This window comes from Campylobacter sp. TTU_617 (genome assembly GCF_016599045.1).
GTDB lineage: Bacteria > Campylobacterota > Campylobacteria > Campylobacterales > Campylobacteraceae > Campylobacter_D.
The window spans coordinates 14,799-33,920 of the sequence record NZ_JAENKV010000002.1 but is presented as its reverse complement, the minus strand read 5'-3'; the positions used below and the strand labels follow the sequence as shown (position 1 = coordinate 33,920).

16 protein-coding genes are annotated in these 19,122 nt (G+C 26.8%); 4 read left to right on the top strand and 12 right to left on the bottom strand.

Annotated features, from left to right (window positions below; all coding sequences use genetic code 11):
* Positions 1-50: 50 nt before the first annotated feature.
* On the bottom strand, positions 51-1,373 hold the full coding sequence (dnaA, locus tag GQV94_RS01185; protein ID WP_200169163.1) for a chromosomal replication initiator protein DnaA: 1,323 nt from the start codon (positions 1,371-1,373) through the stop codon (positions 51-53).
* Positions 1,374-1,478: 105 nt separating this feature from the next.
* Here dnaA and ruvC point away from each other — a divergent pair, with 105 nt between their 5' ends.
* Positions 1,479-1,955, top strand: a complete 477-nt coding sequence (gene ruvC / locus GQV94_RS01180; RefSeq protein WP_200169162.1) for a crossover junction endodeoxyribonuclease RuvC — start codon at positions 1,479-1,481, stop codon at positions 1,953-1,955.
* Here the strand turns inward: ruvC and GQV94_RS01175 are convergent.
* The 7 genes from GQV94_RS01175 to GQV94_RS01150 form a co-directional block, all read right to left on the bottom strand.
* Positions 1,952-3,046: a DNA adenine methylase gene (locus GQV94_RS01175; RefSeq protein ID WP_200169161.1), complete on the bottom strand. Its 1,095-nt coding sequence runs from the start codon at positions 3,044-3,046 to the stop codon at positions 1,952-1,954. The two genes, ruvC and GQV94_RS01175, sit on opposite strands and share 4 nt — an antisense overlap.
* A 1-nt stretch (position 3,047) precedes the next feature.
* On the bottom strand, positions 3,048-3,320 hold the full coding sequence (locus GQV94_RS07725; protein ID WP_234126282.1) for a restriction endonuclease: 273 nt from the start codon (positions 3,318-3,320) through the stop codon (positions 3,048-3,050).
* Between the two features lie 319 nt (positions 3,321-3,639).
* Positions 3,640-3,771, bottom strand: a complete 132-nt coding sequence (locus GQV94_RS07875; protein WP_267904818.1) for a hypothetical protein — start codon at positions 3,769-3,771, stop codon at positions 3,640-3,642.
* An 11-nt stretch (positions 3,772-3,782) separates the two neighbouring features.
* On the bottom strand, positions 3,783-4,301 hold the full coding sequence (gene infC / locus GQV94_RS01165) for a translation initiation factor IF-3 (protein ID WP_200169160.1): 519 nt from the start codon (positions 4,299-4,301) through the stop codon (positions 3,783-3,785).
* Complete coding sequence (gene thrS / locus GQV94_RS01160) at positions 4,298-6,106, bottom strand: threonine--tRNA ligase (protein ID WP_200169159.1); 1,809 nt, start codon at positions 6,104-6,106, stop codon at positions 4,298-4,300. Before thrS ends, infC begins: the two co-directional genes overlap by 4 nt.
* Positions 6,107-6,206: 100 nt before the next feature.
* Positions 6,207-7,004: an undecaprenyl-diphosphate phosphatase gene (locus GQV94_RS01155; RefSeq protein ID WP_200169158.1), complete on the bottom strand. Its 798-nt coding sequence runs from the start codon at positions 7,002-7,004 to the stop codon at positions 6,207-6,209.
* Between the two features lies 1 nt (position 7,005).
* Positions 7,006-8,997 carry an OPT family oligopeptide transporter gene (locus GQV94_RS01150; protein WP_200169157.1) on the bottom strand — a complete coding sequence of 664 codons (1,992 nt, stop codon included), beginning with the start codon at positions 8,995-8,997 and terminating at the stop codon, positions 7,006-7,008.
* Positions 8,998-9,252: 255 nt separating this feature from the next.
* Between GQV94_RS01150 and GQV94_RS01145 the strand changes: the two genes are divergently transcribed.
* A complete protein-coding gene (locus GQV94_RS01145) occupies positions 9,253-9,429 on the top strand; it encodes a hypothetical protein (protein WP_200169156.1) in 177 nt (58 codons plus the stop codon).
* Between the two features lie 13 nt (positions 9,430-9,442).
* On the opposite strand, the gene GQV94_RS01140 is transcribed toward GQV94_RS01145, so the two are convergent.
* Together GQV94_RS01140 and purB are read right to left on the bottom strand one after the other, a co-directional pair.
* Positions 9,443-11,812 (bottom strand): ribonucleoside-diphosphate reductase subunit alpha, encoded by a 2,370-nt coding sequence (locus GQV94_RS01140; protein ID WP_200169155.1) that lies wholly within the window; start codon positions 11,810-11,812, stop codon positions 9,443-9,445.
* Between the two features lie 15 nt (positions 11,813-11,827).
* Positions 11,828-13,156, bottom strand: coding sequence for an adenylosuccinate lyase (purB, locus tag GQV94_RS01135; protein ID WP_200169154.1), 1,329 nt, complete (start codon positions 13,154-13,156; stop codon positions 11,828-11,830).
* 75 nt (positions 13,157-13,231) lie between these two features.
* Between purB and GQV94_RS01130 the strand changes: the two genes are divergently transcribed.
* Both GQV94_RS01130 and GQV94_RS01125 read left to right on the top strand, forming a co-directional pair.
* A complete protein-coding gene (locus tag GQV94_RS01130) occupies positions 13,232-14,131 on the top strand; it encodes an RluA family pseudouridine synthase (protein ID WP_200169153.1) in 900 nt (299 codons plus the stop codon).
* Between the two features lie 338 nt (positions 14,132-14,469).
* On the top strand, positions 14,470-15,204 hold the full coding sequence (locus tag GQV94_RS01125; RefSeq protein ID WP_200169152.1) for a glycosyltransferase family 9 protein: 735 nt from the start codon (positions 14,470-14,472) through the stop codon (positions 15,202-15,204).
* A 1,433-nt stretch (positions 15,205-16,637) separates the two neighbouring features.
* Here the strand turns inward: GQV94_RS01125 and GQV94_RS01120 are convergent.
* Together GQV94_RS01120 and rlmN are read right to left on the bottom strand one after the other, a co-directional pair.
* Positions 16,638-17,906: an MFS transporter gene (locus GQV94_RS01120; protein ID WP_200169151.1), complete on the bottom strand. Its 1,269-nt coding sequence runs from the start codon at positions 17,904-17,906 to the stop codon at positions 16,638-16,640.
* A gap of 143 nt (positions 17,907-18,049) precedes the next feature.
* Complete coding sequence (gene rlmN / locus GQV94_RS01115) at positions 18,050-19,120, bottom strand: 23S rRNA (adenine(2503)-C(2))-methyltransferase RlmN (protein WP_200169150.1); 1,071 nt, start codon at positions 19,118-19,120, stop codon at positions 18,050-18,052.
* Positions 19,121-19,122: the final 2 nt, after the last annotated feature.

The following is a 19,122-nucleotide window of genomic DNA, read 5'->3' as shown; positions in this document are numbered from 1 at the left end:
ATCATAGTTTTTTCTTTTTTAATTTTTCATTTTTATTCACATTTTTTCACTTAACTTTGACTTTTTGTTAAAATTTTATTTTTAAGTTCTTCAATTTTATTTTTAAGTTCTAAATTTTCTAAAAAAAGTTCATTAATTTTTTTAATATTATGTGAAATTGCTGTGTGATCTTTCATTTCAAAAAACATTGCAAGTTGAGGCATAGACATAGTTGTAAGCTCTCTTGCTAAAAAAATCACAATGCGTCTTATAGTTACTATATTTTTTGTTTTTCTGTTTGATTTTATATCACTTGGTTTTATATTAAATTCTTTACAAACAATATTAAGTATATCTTCTATAGTAATATTTTCTTTTTTCTCTTTGATATGATCTTTCATTAAACTTTTTGCTATATCTAAAGTTATTTCTTGGTTAATAAGTCTTGAATAAGCATTTAGATTTGTAATCATACCTTCAATTTCTCTTATATTATCTCCCATAGAAGTTGCAATATAATTAATAACTTCATTATTTAAATTTACTTCATTAAATTCACATTTTTTTCTTATAATTGTCATTTTTGTATCAAGTTCAGGCGGTGTAATATCAGCAATTATTCCATTTGCAAAACGACTTTTTAATCTTTCTGTGATACCTTTTAACATATTTGGTGGATTATCTGAAGTCATAATAATTTGACCTAATCTATCTTTAATTTCATTAAAAGTGAAAAAAAATTCTTCTTGAATTTTATCTGTTTTTCCTAAAAATTGAACATCATCAATGAGTAATACATCACAATTTCTATACTTTTCGTGGAATTTTTCCATAGTTTTATTGCTTAGATGAGAAGTAAAATCATTAACAAAATTTGCACTTGTAGCATAAATAACTTTTTTGCCAAGTTCTAAACAAGTATTGCCAACAGCTTGGAGTAAATGAGTTTTACCAAGCCCAGTTGCTCCATAAATAAAAATAGGATTATAAAGTTTTCCTAATTTATCTTTGTTAGCTACAGCTTTACAGGTTACATAGGCATATTCATTCGAATCTCCTACAACAAAACTATCAAAGGTAAAAGAGGGATTTAATATAGTGCTTTGTGTTTTAATTTGCATTATATCTATTTTACTAGCTTTAGAATGGGTTTTTGTATTTTGTGTTTGAATAATAACTTTTGCTTTGATACCAGTTTGTACTTCATAAAAATAAGAAATTTTTTGAGCGTATTTTGTTTGAGTAAATTTAGCTAGAAATTCATTTGAAGCATTAAAAACTAAAAGATCTGCTTTGCTTTGTTTTTCATTTAATTTAAGAGGTAAAATATAATTTTCATACTCATTTTCTGAAAGTTCTTTTTTTAAAAAATCAAGTATTTTATTTATATCCATTGAATCCTATCTAATATATTTTTTAAATTTTATCTTTAATTTTATAAAAAAAGGTTAAAATTATTCACATCTTTAGAAAAGAATTTCACATTTTTAAGGTTTATTTTGAAAATTTTAGGAATTGATCCAGGAACTCGTTTTTGTGGTTATGCTATTATAGAAAGTGATAAAAATAAAAATACTCTTATAGAAGCAGGACTTATAAAGATTAAACCTTCTACACTTCAATATCAAATTACAGAGCTTTGTGAAGGACTAGATTTAATCTTTAAAAATCATCAATTTGATGAGGTAGCTATAGAGGATATATTTTTTGCTTATAATCCAAAAACAGTTTTAAAACTTGCACAATTTCGTGGAGCTTTAAGTTTAAAAATTTTACAAATTCATGGTGAATTTAAAGAATATACTCCTTTACAAATTAAAAAAGCAATAACAGGAAAAGCAAAAGCGACAAAAGAACAAGTTGCTTTTATGGTAAAAAGACTTTTAGGAATTTCAAAAGATATTAAACCTTTAGATATTACAGATGCTATTGCTATAGCTTTAACACACGGAGCAAATTTAAGGATGAAATATTAATTTTTAACTAAAATATAAAGTTGCTCATTGACATAAATAGAGCGATTTTTAAGATTTCTACTAGCTCTAAAAGTATTATATTTTTGTTCCAATAAAAAGCATTTTCCAAGATTTTGTAAACGTTTTAAAAAATTTTCTTTTTTTACAAAGCCTTCACAATTATAAGATAATAAAATGATTTTAGCTTTTAAATTATAAATTAGATCAAATAAAGCATTTTCAGCATTTTTTTGACTATTATAAACACTACGATTCCAATCTTTTGGAATTCCACTTATATTTGAAATTTCTTTGGGTTCTTTATAATTTGCAATTAAATTTAGCATAAAATAATTAGAGCTATAAGGGTGTTGATTATAAGGGGGATCAAGATAAATTACATCTATATTATCAAGTTCTTTTGCAAGTATATTTGCATCTTTTTGTGTAACCTTAAATTCACAAGAAAAATTTGAAAAAATAGGCATTTTAAGTTCTATTTCACCTTTAATTCGTTTTAAAGCATTGCCAGCTTCTCCTCCAAATTTTCCTATACCATTTTTTCCTTTATAAAAACCCTTAAAAACTCCACTTGTATTAGAATGAACACTTGCTTCATAGATTAAAGGTGCTATAAAAAAATGTCTAAATTCTTTTGGAATATCATTATCAATTTTTGCTCTTAAAGTATCTAAATACATTGCATTTTTAATAGTATAAAAAACTCTTTCATCTTTTTGGATAAAATTTTCATCTTTTGGAGCATAAAGCTTACTAATAAAACCTTTTTGAAGTCTTAAGTTTTGAGTTAGATTTTTATGATATTTTTTTATAGTTTTATTTAAATTTTCATCTTTATTGCTAAGATAGCATTCATTAATAATTCTTGAATAATTTTCTAAATCATTAGCTATAATAAAATTTGAGTGTGCTTTTGCAAAACGACTGACTATACCTGAACCACTAAAGATATCACAAAAGCTAAATTTATCTTTTTTTAATTCTTTTTTAGCAAAATTAAATCCTTGTTCTAAAAAGCCTAAAAGTGCTCTTTTATTACCAAGATAAGTAATGATTTGCTCTTTTAAAAAGTTAGGGTTTTCAGTAGCCATATTAAAAGATATAATACCTTAAAGATGTTTTAGCAATTTCTTTCATAATTTCAAACATTTCATTTACTTCCCACTTATTTTCTATAAAATACATACTAACAGGAGAAAAATAATTATGATCACTATTGCCATCTGCTTTAAAAATATAAGTTTTATTTAGATAGTAAAATTCATTTAAAACATTTAATTTTGCTAAAACGGATTTTTCACTGCTTGCGAAATCACATCCCCAGCCAAAACATACAAAAGGAGTTATTTTTTCATGATTTAACATGGCTTTAATACCTATTAAATTTTTTCCTAGTCTTTCTATAGCATTTCCAGCAACTTGTTTGCTTTTGCCTTCTTTTTTCTAGTATCATTAGCTCCTTGTCTTTTAGCTTCTGTAATCAATAGAACTTTTTTATAATTCTCATCATAAAAATAATACTCCACCATCTGGTTTTATAGTATTATCTATAAAATTCATATCAAATTGGACGCGAATTTTTGTTGATTTAATATTATTAATCATAAAAGAAATTTCTATTTTTTTCTCTATTTCAAAATAATATTTACCATCTATAAAATTCGCAACCCCCTCTCATATCTATTTAATGAAAATTTTTTTCTAAATATTCTTTAGTTTTTTGCATAGCTAAGTTTATATTTAAGTTATCTTTTTTTGAATATAAATTCTTTGCTTTATGTTGATTTTTATTTTCTATTAAATTTTTTCTTGGCATTTAAAAAACCATTAAGATTTCTTTGGTGTTACAAGCATATTTACATAACGACCTTCAAAATTTGGCTCTTTATCGCGGTTAGCTACATTTTCTACCATAGTCCAAATTTTTTCAAGTAGAGTAATACCAGCTTCGGGACTTGACATCTCACGTCCTTTTAAAAATACACGAAATCTTACGTGTTTTCCTTGTGATAAAAACTCAAGAGCATGTTTAACTTTATAATTAATATCATTTTGAGCGATTTTTACTGAAAGTTTAATTTCTTTTATATCAATAATTTTTTGTTTTTTCTTTGCTTCTTTTTGTTTTTTTTCTTGTTGATAGCGAAATTTTCCAAAATCCATTATTTTGCAAACTGGTGGTTTTGCATCTGGAGCTATCATAACAAGATCAAGCCCTAAGCGATTTGCTATTTCTAAGGCTTCATCGCTACTAATTATCCCATAAACTTTTCCATCATCACCTATACATCTTATTTCATCTGCTCTTATCTCATCATTGAGCAATATTTCTTTTTCTTTACTCAAAAATATACCTCACTTATTTTCTCCTTGATTAAATTTATAAATTCATCTAAACTTAAATTCTTTTGTTCTTTGGTTCTTCTATCTCTTAGAGCAACACTTCTTTTTGAGACCTCATCATCTCCTAAAACTAAAATCATTGGTAATTTTTGTTTCTCAGCAGTGCGAATTTTTTTACTTAAACTTTCATTTTTTTCATAAATTTCACTATCTATACCTAATTCTAAAAGCATTTTATAAATTTCTTTAGCATAAGCTTTGTGATTATCTGAAATTGGTATTATACCTACTGCAGTTGGTGCTATGAAAAATGGGAATTCTCCTCCACAATGTTCGGTTAAAATTCCTATAAATCTTTCAAAAGATCCTAAAATTGCACGATGAAGCATTACGGGCTGTTTTTTCTCATTTTCGTGATTTGTATATTCTAATTTAAAACGATTAGGTAGATTAAAATCAACTTGTATGGTTCCACATTGCCATTTTCTTTTTAAGGCATCAGTAATTTTAATATCAATTTTTGGACCATAGAATGCTCCGCCACCTTCATCGATATTGTATTTTAAACCTTGTTCATCTAAAGCTTCTTTTAAAGCTTTTGTTGCGATTTCCCAAATTTCATCATCACCGATAGCTTTTTCAGGCTTGGTTGAAATTTCCATTTCATAAGAAAAATTAAAGAGTTGCATTAGCTTATCAACAAAATTTAAAATTTCAAGTACTTGTTCTTTGATTTGGCTTGGCATACAAAAAATATGTGCATCATCTTGAGTAAATTCTCTAACTCTTAATAATCCGTGTAAAACCCCGCTTTTTTCATGACGATGTACAACGCCATATTCAAAAAATTTTAAAGGCAAATCTCTATAGCTTCTAACTTCACTTTGATAAACTTTAATATGTCCTACACAATTCATAGGTTTTATTCCATATTCTTGTTCATCAATTTGAGTAAAATACATATTTTCTTTATAATTATCATAATGTCCGCTAATTTTCCAAGCATCTGCTTTTAAAAGTTCAGGACCACGCACAGGTTCATATCCTCTTAAACGATGAGCTTTATAAAGTATTTGTTCTAATTTGCTTCTAAGTCTTGCTCCATTACTAAGCCAAATAGGAAGCCCTCCACCTATTTCATCATCAAAAGTAAAAAGTTTAAGTTCGCTTCCTAGTTTTCTATGATCTCTTTTTTTAGCTTCTTCTATAATATGCAAATATTCTTTTAAGCTTTCTTTATCTGCAAAAGCAGTTCCATAAATGCGTGTTAGCATTTCTTTTTTTTCATCGCCACCTAAATAAGCCCCTGCGATTCTTGTTAATTTAAAGAATTTAAGAAATTTAGTATTTGGCAAATGAGGACCACGACATAGATCTTCGAATTCGCCCTGTTTATAAATACTTACAATTTCATTTGGGATTTTTGATAAAACTTCTTGTTTAAGATCATCATCTTTAAATTTAATTAAAGCTTCTTTTTTAGAGATTTCATATTTTGTAATATCTAGCTTTAAATTTGCTAGTTCTTTCATTTTATTTTCTATTTTTATCAAATCTTCTTCACTGATTTTATTTTCTACGCGAAAATCATAATAAAAACCATCTTCTATTACAGGTCCTACGAAAAATTTAGCTTCAGGATATAGACTTTTAATCGCTTGAGCCATTAAATGTGCACAAGAGTGACGTATTACTTCTAAACTTTCATTAGAATTATCAAAATATATAGCTTTTAAATCTTTGCAATTTGTACTTTGTGTATCAATGATTTTATCCTGTTGTAAAAAAGCGATGATTTCTTGTTCCATTTATTGCCTTTGCTTACTTACTCTGTAAGTTTTGATTAAAAACTTAATTTTAACTTTATAAAGCTTAATATTTTTTAAAATTAAGTTTATTTTTAAAAAATTAGAAATGGCTTTGAGCATCTAAAATTCCAAAATAATATAAATATAAAAATATAAATCCTAAAAAAATTCTATAAATTCCAAAAGAAATAAAACTAAATTTTGAAATAAATTTCAAAAAGATTTTTATAACAAAAATAGCAACAAAAAACGCTGTTATAAATCCTATGATTAAAGGAATTAAAGTCTCATTAGTGTTAAAAATGTGAGGTTCTTTGTAAATACTATAAGCTGTAGCTATGATCATGGTTGGAATTGCAAGCAAAAAACTAAATTCAGCTGCGATTTTACGATTAAATCCTAATAAAAGCCCTCCAATAATACTTGCCCCACTTCTTGAGGTGCCAGGAATCATAGCTAAAGATTGAAAAAGCCCAATACAAAAAGCTTGTTTAAAAGATATTTCATCTAAGGAGTTAATTTGATAATTTTTATTTTTATGTAATCTTTCTATAATAATAAATACTATACCTCCAAGTATTAGCATTATGACAACTACATAGCCATTAAACAAAAGATCTAAATGCTTGACAAGAAAAAATCCAATAGCTCCAGTAGGAAAAAATCCTACAGCAAGTTTAACCCATAGTTTAATATTTTGAAAAAGGTTATTCCAAAATACAAATAAAACAGCAAGGATAGAACCAAGTTGAATTATAATTAAAAAACTTCTTAAAAATTCATTTTGCTCTAATCCTAATATAGTAGTTCCCAAAATCATATGTCCTGTTGAGGATATAGGTAAAAATTCGGTTAAACCTTCTATGATTCCAAGTATTAAAGCGTGAAGATTTTCCATCTTAGTCCTTTTTTACTATACGTTTTACAAAATATAACATAACAGCTATAAAAACAATAGATGCTAAAATTCCATTATCTGTGAAACCTAAATTCAGAGCCAAAGGTTCTTCGCTTCCTTGATTGCTTACAGAAAAAACTGTAATACCTGCTATGATAACTCCAAAAATACTTTCTCCAACTATAAGTCCTGAAGCAAATAAAATTCCTTTTTGCTCGCATTTTGCAATTTTTTCTTCTTTGTGAGAATTGTGTGCATATTTTTTCTTAAGATATTTCATTACATAATAATTTAAAATCCCACCTACTATAAGTGGTATGATTGCTTCTGGGGGCAGATAAATACCTATACCTACTGCTAAAGGAGGTAGAGATTTTTGATATTTTTTTAAAATTTTATCAATAATTATAATAGCAACACCAATTAAAGCTCCAAATATAATGTAATTCCACGCTATATTATGATTAAAAATTCCTTGTGCTATTGTACTCATTAAATTAGCTTGAGGAGCAGCTAAAGCAGCAGAAATATCCATATCAGGTCTTGGCATAGCACCTTTAAAACCATAAGCTTGATATAATAAATTTAACACAGGAACTATAGCTAAAGCCCCAAATATACATCCTATAAGTAAAGAAACTTGTTGTTTCCAAGGAGTAGCTCCAACCAAATGTCCTGTTTTTAGATCTTGTAAGTTATCGTTTGATATAGCAGCTGTTGCTAAAATCGCACTAGTTGTAAAAATAGCTAAAGCAATAGCAAATTTAGATAATGATGCATCTGTAAAAATTTTCTCTTGTGATCCTAAAAATAAAATTACCAAAGAAGAAACAATTATACCTATAAGTCCAATTCCTGAAATAGGGCTAGATGAAGATCCTACAAGTCCTGCCATATAGCCGCAAGCTGCCGCAACAAAAAAACCAATTAAAATTGCAATTAAAGTTCCAGATATAGCAAAAATAATATGATTTGAAAGACTTAAATTTGCATCAGTTACGAAATTATAAAAAGCAATAAAAAGTCCTATAGTCATAAGAATAAATAGGATAAAAATACTTTTTAAAGAGAGATCAGTATCTTTAGGATCAAGGCTTTGAGTATTAGAAATTTTGGTGTTTTTGATAATTTCTTTTAATCCTTTTATTACAGGATCTAAAAGTTCTATTAAAGTCCAAAGTGCGGCTATTGCTATAGCTCCTGTTCCTATAAGTCTTACTTTTGCTGACCAAACACTTGTAGCCAATTCTGTTGCACTTTTAGCACTATCGAAATCTAAATTTGAAAGATAAGGCGTAAAAACTCCCCAAGCTAAAAACATTCCTAAAAAAAGTGCCAATGCCCCTGCTAGTCCTACAAGGTATCCAGCCCCTAAAAGTGCTAAAGAATAACCAGTAGAAAAACCAAAAGCCATTTTATTCCATATAAATGAAAAATTACTTTCAGTAGCTAATATCTTAAAACCACTACTTAAAAGACTAACAAAAGCTGCAATAAAAGAACCTGAAATTATTTCTTTTACGCCGTTTTTGCTTTTTTTATTGCTTTGATCTTGATTGACTACTTTTAAAATTTCAGCTGCTGCTCTTCCTTCCGGATATACTAGTTTGCTTTTAGTTACCATAGCTCTTCTTAAAGGTATGGTAAATAAAACTCCTAAACCTCCTCCGCAAAGACAAATTAAAAAAGTTTGCCAAAGTGGAAATTCGGTCCAATAACCACACATAAAAAGCCCAGGTATAACAAATATAACAGAAGATAAAGTTCCGGCTGCAGAAGCTTGAGTTTGAACCATATTATTTTCTAAAATATTTGAATTTTTAAAAAAACTTAATACTGCCATAGATATTACTACAGCGGGAATTGAAGATGAAAAAGTAAGTCCTACTTTAAGACCTAAATAAACATTAGAAGCTGTAAAAATAATGGTTAAAATACTTCCTAGAAGCATTCCTCTAAAAGTTAGTTCCGCAAGTGAGTTATTTTTATACATTTTTTATCTCGTTTTTTAATTGTATAGAATTTAACATTTTCATCCTTTTGATTTTTAAAAATAATAAAGATACAAAAAAAAAGCTTAGAGCTTTTTAAAATATGTGTTAACTTTTGAATGAATAGTAAATAAATCAAATATTAGTATGTTTCATTTGGTAACTATTATGATAGTTTAAATAATTAAAACTACATAAATTATAAAAATTAATTTTATAATATAAATAACACTTAATACATAAATAAGGAGAATAAAATGAAATTTTTAATTTCTTTTTTAGTTTTATCAAGTATTTTTATATTTAATGCTTTTGCTGATCAAAATATGGAAGATACTAAAGGAAAGATTAGAATAAGTTGCAATTATCCTATGAAAGATATTAATAATGATGCTATGCAAGACTTCAATGCTACTTGCTCATCAGAACAATAATGGCTTTAAGCCATTATTGACAACCTTCGCACTCTATGCTTCTATCTGCAACATTAACTTTTTCACTGTCAGGGCTTTCACTTCTTAGATAATAAGTTGATTTAATCCCTAATTCCCAAGCTAATTGATAAATTTCATTAAGATATCCACCACTTGCTTTATCAAGAGACAAGAATATATTAAGACTTTGTCCTTGATCTATCCATTTTCCTCGTATAGCAGCAGCTTTTACTAGAATTTTTTGATCAAGTTCATAAGCTGGAGTATAATATTGCCAAGTTTCTAAATTTAAATTTGGAACAACTACAGGTATCATTCCGCTTAAATTTTGCTCAAACCATTTTCTTTTATAAACAGGTTCTATAGTTTGCGTTGTTCCTACTAGAATAGAGATTGAAGAAGTAGGAGCAATAGCCATTAAATATCCATTTCTCATTCCATCTTTTTTAACTTTTTCTCTCAATTTATCCCAATTACACATACTTTGATCAAATAATCCTTCTTTTAGTGTTAAGGCTTTGGCCTTTGGATTTGCTAGATCTATTGGAAAAATTCCTTTGCTCCAATTTGATCCTTTAAATTCAGGATAAACTCCTTTTTCTATGGCCAAATTTGAACTTGTATTAATTGCTTCATAACTAATTTGTTCCATTATTTCATCAATTTTATTGAAATGCTCATCACTTCCCCAATAAATTTTAGATTCTGCGAGCATTTGAGCTTCTCCCATTACTCCAAGTCCTATGGCACGAGATTTTAAATTTGTATCTTTTACTTTTCTATGTGGATAAAAATTAAGATCAATTACATTATCAAGCATTCTTATAGCAGTTGGAACAACACGTTTTATATCTTCTTGTGTATAAACTTTACTTAAATTTATACTTGCTAGATTACAAACTGCTGTTTTGCCATCATTTTTAAATTTTTCAACTATATAAACTTTATCACCATCTATGTTATCTAAAGTACTTATTTTTTTAGCCGGTTTTTGATAATTTCCATTGACAGTAACTATTTCTTCTTCATGAAAATATTTTTCTTTACCATTTTCGAAAACAACTTTAATTTGATAATAGTTTGGTTCAGTGTTTTGAAAGATTTCTGTGCATAAATTTGAACTTCTAATAATACCTGAGTGCGCATTTGGGTTGGCTTTATTGGCGTTATCTTTAAAACATAAAAAAGGCATACCTGTTTCAAAATAATTAAGTAATATTTTTTTCCAAAGTTCTTTTGCTTCTATGATTTCTTTAACAATGCTTTCATCTTTTTCATATTCTTCATATCTTTTTTCAAATTCTTCCCCATATAAATCACATAAATCAGCAGTATCAGCAGGATCAAAAAGAGTCCATTTATCATTGGCTCTGACTCTTTTCATAAAAAGATCGTTAATCCATAATGCAGGAAAAAGTTCATGTGCTCTTCTTCTTTCTTCTCCAGAATTTTTACGTAAATCTATAAAATCACTAATGTCCATATGCCAAGGTTCTATATAAACTGCAATTGCTCCTTTTCTAGTTCCTAGTTGATCAACCGCCACTGCTATATCATTAGTAATTTTTAAAAAAGGTATGATTCCGCCAGCTGCATTTTTGTGCCCATCTATGCTTCCACCCATAGCACGTACCTTAGACCAATCCCAGCCTATACCACCACCAAATTTAGAAAGCAAAGCCATTTCTTGATAAGAGTCAAATATTCCTTCTATATTATCAGGTGTGCTTCCTATATAACAAGAGCTAAGTTGATGACGTGTGGTTCTAGCATTTGAAAGAGTAGGAGTAGCTAGCATTACTTCAAATTTAGAAATAAGATCATAAAATTTCTTTGCCCATTCTGTAGGATTAAATTCATTTTGAGCTAAAAACATTGCAATAGCCATAAACATTTGTTGAGGTAGTTCTATAGGCATACCTTTGCTATCTTTTATTAGATATCTATCATAAAGGGTTTTAATACCAAGATAAGTAAATTGCATATCTCTTTCAGGTTTTATATAATCATTTAAATCATCAAGATCATATTTTTCTTTAAGTCCCAGTAAGATTCTACCTTCTTTTTCTCCTTTTTCAAAGTATTCTCTTAAATGATTGTAGCGATTCATGCCATTTACTTTTTTATAAAGATCAAATAAAAAAAGTCTAGCTGCAACGAAAGTCCAATTAGGACAATCAATATCTATTTTATCTACTGCTGTTTTAATTAAAGTTTTTTGTATTTCCTCAGTAGTTATTCCATCGCGGAATTGAATTTTTGCATCAAGTTCTAATTCGCTTAGATTTACCCCTTCTAAATTTTTAACAGCATCAGAAGTACATTTTTTAATTTTTGAGATATCTAATTCCTCGGTGCGTCCATTTCTTTTAATAACTTTCATAATCAACCTTTAAAATTATTTAAATGTTCTTGCAAAAATTGCATCAATATTTTTTGTGTAATAAGAATAATCAAAACATTTTCTAATATCTTCTTCATTGAGTTTTGATCTTAAATCTTTATCATTTAAAAGAGCAATTAAAAATAAACTTTCATTTTTTTCATTGAGAGCAGATTTTCCATCTTGTAAATCATTCCAAACTTTCATTGCATTTCTTTGGACAATCTTATAAGCTTCTTCACGACTTAAACCTTTAAGTGGTAATTCCAAAAGAACTCTTCCTGAAAAAACTAATCCACCTGTAAGATTTAAATTTTTCATCATATTTTTAGGGTAAACTAAAAGATTATTAATCAAATCTTTTAGTCTATTTAACATAAAATCAGCAGTAATAAAAGCATCAGGTAAGATAAATCTTTCTACACTTGAATGGCTTATATCTCTTTCATGCCAAAGAGCAACATTTTCTAAAGCTGGTGTTACAAAGGATCTTAAAATCCTACAAAGTCCTGTAATATTTTCACTTAAAACAGGGTTTCTTTTATGTGGCATAGCTGAGCTTCCTTTTTGTCCTTGTGAAAAATATTCTTCAGCTTCATAAACTTCTGTTCTTTGAAAATGTCTAATTGCTACAGCAATTTGCTCACAGCTTGAGGCTAAAATTGCTATAGCTGAAATTACTTGTGCGTAACGATCTCTTTGAATTATTTGATTTGAAACAGGGGCTGGTTTTAAATTTAAAATTTTACAAACCTCTTCTTCAAATTCCAAAGGAGCGTGAGCAAAATTTCCCATAGCTCCACTAATTTTTCCATAACTAATTACTTCTTTTGCGTGAAGCAAGAGATCTTTTGCATTTTTTATTTCATCATACCAAATTGCCATTACTAAACCAAAAGTTATAGGTTCGCCGTGAATTCCGTGACTTCTTCCTACCATTAGAGTGTTTTTATGCTCTAAGGCACGTTTTTTAATTGCATCTAAAAGTTGTTCTAAATCTTCTAAAATTATTTCTAAACTCTCTTTTATTTGTAAAGCTACAGCAGTATCAATACAATCAGAACTTGTCATTGCATAATGTAAAAAACGACCTTCTTCTCCCAAATTTTCACTAACATTTGTAAGAAAAGCTATGACATCGTGTTTGGTAGTCTTTTCGATTTCATCAATTCTATTAATATCAAATTTAGCATTTTCTAAAATTTTTTTACAATCTACATCATTTATAATTCCAAGCTTATTCCAAGCTTTAACTGCGGCTAATTCTACCTTAAGCCAAGCGTCATATTTAGCCCTTAAGTCCCATTTTTTAGCCATTATTTCTCTGCTATATCTTTGAACCATTTTAAACCTTTTTGGTTATAATTTTATTAATAAAAAAATATGATTTTATCTAAAAAAATTTAAAAAAGGTTAAAGTTGCCTTATACGAAAATTAAGCTATCAAATAATGGAAAAAAGGCATTTGAAGTTCTTATGGAAAACTTAAAAATTTCTATAAATGAAGCTCAAAAACTTATAGATAAAAAAAGACTTTTTTGTAATGGAAATTTGGTTAATAAAAAAAATGAATTTTTAAATGGCGAAATTGAACTTATAGTTTATGAAAATAAACCAAGAGGTATAGAAATTGTTTTTGAAAATGAAGATTTTGCCGTACTTGAAAAACCAAGTGGAGTATTAACTCATCCTAATGGTAGGCATTGTGAGTATAGCCTAAGTGATGAAATTTGGCATTTGTGGGGTAATAAAGCTTGTGTAGCCCATAGACTTGATAAAGAAACAAGCGGACTTATACTTGTAGCAAAACATAAAAATTCTCAAATAGATTTTAAAACTATGTTTGAAAAAAAAGAAATTCAAAAAGAATATTTAGCTTTAGCACAAGGATTAATAAATAAAAATTTCAGTGTTGATACAAAAATGGATTTGGTTAAAAATTATGATGATGTAAAAACTAGAATGTGCATTTGTGAAAATGGAAAGCATTCTTTTACTAAATTTGAAATTTTAGAATTCTATCCAGAATTTAATGCAACTCTTTTACTTTGTAAGCCTTTTACAGGAAGACAACATCAAATAAGACTTCATTTGTTTCACGTGAAACATAAAATTTTAGGAGACCCTTTATACGGATTAAACAAAGATCAAATTGAAAGAATTTTAGATAAAAAAATGGAAGAAAAAGAAAGGATAGAATTTTGCGGAGCTAAGCGTTTGCTTTTGCATTCTTATCGTTTGAAATTCAAATACAAAAATAAATTTTTTGATATAATCTCCAAAAAAGATATGAAAAAAGAATTTTTAAATTTTTTATAATTAAAACTTATAAGAAATTATATTTTAATAATTAAGGAGTTGAAATGAAAAATAAACTAACGGGGGGGGGTAATAGGATTTTTTTGTCCTTATGGTATAGGAGATAGTTTAATTTCTTTAAAAGCTTTATATGTGATAAAACATATTTATAGGGCGGAAATAGTTTTTTTGGAAAAAGTAATTTAAAAGATTTAATATCTTGTTTTGATTTTATTGATGAATTTGAAGAAATTCCTTCATTAACTTCTAGTGAAAATCCTATCATAAAAGAGAAAATTAATAAGTATAATTTAGATTTTATTATTTCTTTTCATGCTAAAACTTTTATACTTAAATTTTTGATAAATACTAATGCTAAAAAAGTGATTACTAGAAATCGTCCTATTTCTATTTTTTCTTTAAAATGCAAGTGTGTCTTTGTTTCTTTTATTAAAAGATTTTATAAAAATAGAAACGATGAATTTAAAATGCTTTATTATGCAAGAAAAATAAATCCTAAATTATTTGATAAAGAAATTAAAAATTTAAATTTTGATATAAAAATTAAAACAAATATTTATAATAAAAATATCATAAATAATTTTTTAGATCAAAATAATATAAAAGATAAAAATTTAATACTTCTTAACCCTTTTTCTATTTCAGCTTTTTATACTTTAAAATTAGTAGATTATTTAAGGCTTTGCCAAGAAATTATTTCTAAATTCAAAGATATTTATATAATTATACCAAGCTATGAAGCTGTTCATAAAGATTTTATACGAGAATTTAAGACATTTTTTAAAGAAAATCCACAAAGAATTTATATCTTTAAAAATGATGACAATATTTTAAATATTTGCGAGCTTATCAAAAGAACAAAATGTGTTATATCTCCTAGTACAGGAGTGATTCATCTTGCTTCAAATTTGGAAAAATCAAGCATAGGTTTATTTAGTGAAAAAGATATAATTTTTTGGGAAACTTTTAACAAGGATTATGTTTTGCTAAATAAAACTAAAGAAGAATTGAGTACATATGATATTTTAGAGATTATAAACGAAATACTTTTAAAATTAAAAAGATATTTATAAGTCTTAGATTTAAAATAATAATAAATTAAATTTCTAAGATTTTGAAATTTGAATTCTATTGTAGTTTTTGGTTTTAAGCTAAAATTTTTAGCTTAAGTTATCTTAAAGGAGTGATAATGAAAAAGATTTCAATGGGGAGAGGTGTCATTAAAACCCGATGTCTTATGATAGCAAGTTTAGATATGCTTTAAATATATTTATAATGCACAAATTATTGTTTTTGCAAGAAATAACACTTTATTTCTTTTAAAGAGTTTGGAATTTGTCAATTATATTGAAATTTTAGAAAATCCCATAAAATAAGAAAATTTAGAAAAAATTAATCGATATAGTTTAGATTATATATTTCATATAAAGCAAATGCTTTTTTAACTGATTTTTTATCAAAAGTAATACTAAAAGTTATACAATACTTAAAATCAAAACACTTTGGATAAAACTTCTTAAACGTCTTTAATAAAAGAACAAAAGAGATAGGTTGGTTTTTTATGCTAGGAAAATAAACACTAGAATTTTTGATAAAAAGATTAAAAATTTAGAATTTAAAACATAGATAAAACCAAAATAGCACATAAAAATTTAATTAAGAATTTTTTAAATCAAAATAAAATTAAACGTTTTATAGTGTTTAATCCTTTTAGTATTGCTTTAAAAATACCACTTTAGATACTATTCCTTTTTTAAAATTAGCAAAAAATTTAAACAAATTTATTAAGACATTATATTGTAATGCCTAATTACGATTTGGTTTATGATCATTTTATAAACGAATTTTATGGATATGATAAAAATTTATCCAAGGAAATTGTAATTTTAAAAATAATGATGATATTTTAATTAGCAAAGCTTATTAAAATCAATTGTGTAATAAGCCCTAGTACGACACTATTCATCTTGCTGCAAATTTGAAGGTTTTTAGCATTGCGCTTTACCCATATTAGGAGATAATGAAGTACTTTGACCAATATATAATAAGATTATATTTTATTAAAAATACCAAAGATAATTTAAGTGAAGATGAAAAGCAATAAATTATTATGGATATTATTAAAAAATTAGAAAAATATCTTTAATCTTTTTCTAATTTTAAAATCTTTTTGGTTAGCTATATAGTAGGGATACTTTAATAAACTTGGTATAATCTTTTTTGCTAGTATTAAAGGTTTTTAAATGGTAGTTTTATTCTATTGTATCAAATAAAATTATAGTTATTTTAAAATGTTTTCTTGCTTAAGTATGATTTTATAAGATAAAGTTTTTAGATTTTAGTAGTTTTATTATTTTTTCTTTTTAAAACTTAAAGATATTCTTTAAGTTATCAGTGAAAGTAATGATTGGTGAAAAGTATTGAAGGTTTTTAATATGTATAATACATTTTTTAGTCAATATAACTTAAAAAAATGTATCAACTTCTTATTATTGTAAATATATTTTTATGCCACTTCTCTTTTTTGTTTAAAAAATAAAAATAAAATAGCTACAAAATAAATTACAATAGCCCATACTAAAAATGCATCAATGAGTCCTATTTGTCTTACTATAGGTTGAGAGATTATAGGGCTTAAAAATTGTCCTAAAAATATAAAACTTGCTAAAATTCCATAAGCCCTAGCCCTAGCATTTGATGGACAAATAGAAAATAAATAAGCTGTATTATTAACAAGCATAATTCCTCCACCTGTTCCAAGTAGTGCTAAAGCAAGCATTACTGCACTAAAGGAATGGATAAAATATAAAAGCATAAAGGAGCTTCCTACGATGAAAAGAGTTAAGATATAAATTTGTTTTATATTTATAAATTTCATCAAATATTTATAACTTAAAGAAAATAGTCCATAAAAAAGGGCAGAAACTGACATAGAAATTCCTATATATTTTGGATCAAGCCCTAAGTGATCTTCTATATAATAAGGAAGTTGGGTTGGAGATATATAATAAATTACCATAATAAAAAATCCTATAAAATATATAGGAAAAAATTGCCAATAATTTATTTTTGCTTCTATTTTACTATGATTATAAAATTTAAATTTTTTAGGTTCAAATAGATACATATAAGCTAAAATTGTGATTAAAATTCCAAGTCCATAAACCAAAAAAGGATAACGCCAAGAATAGCTAGAAACATAACCCGCGATAGAAATAAAAATGGCTCCTCCAGCAGCACAAAAAAATCCTTGCCAAGAAAGAGCGTTTTCGCGACGATTAAATCCACCCCTACTATAATAATCTCCAAGCAAAGCTGATGCTCCTGTCATTATAAAAGCCGTTGCAATTCCAAATACGGCTCTTGAAATAAGAATGGCATAAATATCATTTAAGAAAAATCCAGCTACTCCTGAAATTGTCCAAATTATCATAGCTGGAAAAATAAATTTAAGTTTTCCAAATTTATCCATTAATATTCCAGCAATTGGAGAAAGTATTACTACAAAAATAGCCGGTATTGTTAAAACAAGACGTGTTAAAATATCAAGATGAGCAAGCGTAAATTCTGTTAAAATTCCGCTTTGATTTTTTAAAAGTATATCAAAATGTTTATTAATGGCAGGAAGAGCTGAAGAAATAACAACACTTCCTAGCATTGTCATTGCAGCCATTGAAAATACAGCAGTTTTAAAACCTTTTTTTTCTGTAATTTCAACCATTTTTTTATCAAATTTAGTATCATCGGGATGAAATTTATATTGTTTTATTGGCATAATAAACCTTTTTTGCTTATTATACTGCAAAAATCATATTAAAAACTAATTTTTATTATCTTTTACAATTACCCAAACCATTCCACAAAAACCTATTATAATAACCAAAGATATAAAAATAAGTTCTATAATATCAAGCCAACTCATTTTTCTTTCTTTCTTTCTTTTAATTGTCCGCAAGCTGCTGAAATATCAAGTCCTTTGCTCTCTCTTATGGTACAAGTTATTCCTTTTGAGCTTATATAATCTTGAAATTTGATAGCATTTTCTAAATTCGGACGCTTATAAAAGCTTCCTTCGTGCGGATTAAAAAGTATTAAATTTACTTTAGCTTTAATACCATTTAAAAGTCTAACAAGTTCTTTTGCATGATCAATTTTATCATTAATATTATCAATCAAAAGATATTCAAACATAACTCTTTTTCTTTGATCTATAGGAAATTCACGTACAGCTTGCATAATAGAAGCTATATTATAAGCTTTGTTTATAGGCATCAGTTCGTTGCGTAAAGTATCATTTACAGCGTGTAAGGATATAGCAAGTAGTACTCCTAAATTCATTTCTCCTAATTTTTTGATTTGATTTGCCAAACCACTTGTGCTTATAGTTTGGCGTCTAGGACTTATGCATAATCCATTGTTATGAGATAGTATTTTAATGGCTTTTGAAACATTATTAAGATTATCAAGAGGTTCTCCCATCCCCATATATACTATATTAACACGTCTTTCATAAGGAATTTGATTATCTTTTTTGATGCAAAGAATTTGTGCTACTATTTCCCCAGCACTTAAATTTCTTTTTAAGCCACCTTTTGCTGTTAAGCAAAAACTACAACCACTTTTACATCCTACTTGAGAAGAAACGCAAATAGTATATTTAGCATTGGCAATTTTTATACCTTTTTCATTAAATTTTTCTTCTTTCATTGGCAAAAGCACACTTTCTATTCTTAAGCCATCTTTGAGTTCAAAAAGATATTTTATACTTCCATCTTTACTTTGTTCTTTATAGATTGTTTTAAGAGGATTAAAATAATATTTTTCATTCATTTCTTCTCTTAGATTTTTTGGTAAAGAACTCATTTCTAAAAAATTATTAGCATATTTTTGATATATCCATTGATAAATTTGTTTCACGCGAAACATTGGTTTGATGCTTTCTTCTAATTCTTCGGGCAAAAGATCTAAAATATTTATAGTTTCTTTCAAAA

What these genes read in the sequence shown, in the direction of transcription:
- dnaA (WP_200169163.1), bottom strand. Translation starts at nt 1,373, where the DNA reads ATGGATATAAATAAAATACTTGATTTTTTAAAAAAAGAACTTTCAGAA.
- GQV94_RS01175 (WP_200169161.1), bottom strand. Translation starts at nt 3,046, where the DNA reads ATGGCTACTGAAAACCCTAACTTTTTAAAAGAGCAAATCATTACTTAT.
- GQV94_RS07725 (WP_234126282.1), bottom strand. Translation starts at nt 3,320, where the DNA reads ATGTTAAATCATGAAAAAATAACTCCTTTTGTATGTTTTGGCTGGGGA.
- GQV94_RS07875 (WP_267904818.1), bottom strand. Translation starts at nt 3,771, where the DNA reads ATGCCAAGAAAAAATTTAATAGAAAATAAAAATCAACATAAAGCAAAG.
- thrS (WP_200169159.1), bottom strand. Translation starts at nt 6,106, where the DNA reads ATGGAACAAGAAATCATCGCTTTTTTACAACAGGATAAAATCATTGAT.
- GQV94_RS01155 (WP_200169158.1), bottom strand. Translation starts at nt 7,004, where the DNA reads ATGGAAAATCTTCACGCTTTAATACTTGGAATCATAGAAGGTTTAACC.
- GQV94_RS01150 (WP_200169157.1), bottom strand. Translation starts at nt 8,997, where the DNA reads ATGTATAAAAATAACTCACTTGCGGAACTAACTTTTAGAGGAATGCTT.
- GQV94_RS01145 (WP_200169156.1), top strand. Translation starts at nt 9,253, where the DNA reads ATGAAATTTTTAATTTCTTTTTTAGTTTTATCAAGTATTTTTATATTT.
- GQV94_RS01140 (WP_200169155.1), bottom strand. Translation starts at nt 11,812, where the DNA reads ATGAAAGTTATTAAAAGAAATGGACGCACCGAGGAATTAGATATCTCA.
- purB (WP_200169154.1), bottom strand. Translation starts at nt 13,156, where the DNA reads ATGGTTCAAAGATATAGCAGAGAAATAATGGCTAAAAAATGGGACTTA.
- GQV94_RS01120 (WP_200169151.1), bottom strand. Translation starts at nt 17,906, where the DNA reads ATGCCAATAAAACAATATAAATTTCATCCCGATGATACTAAATTTGAT.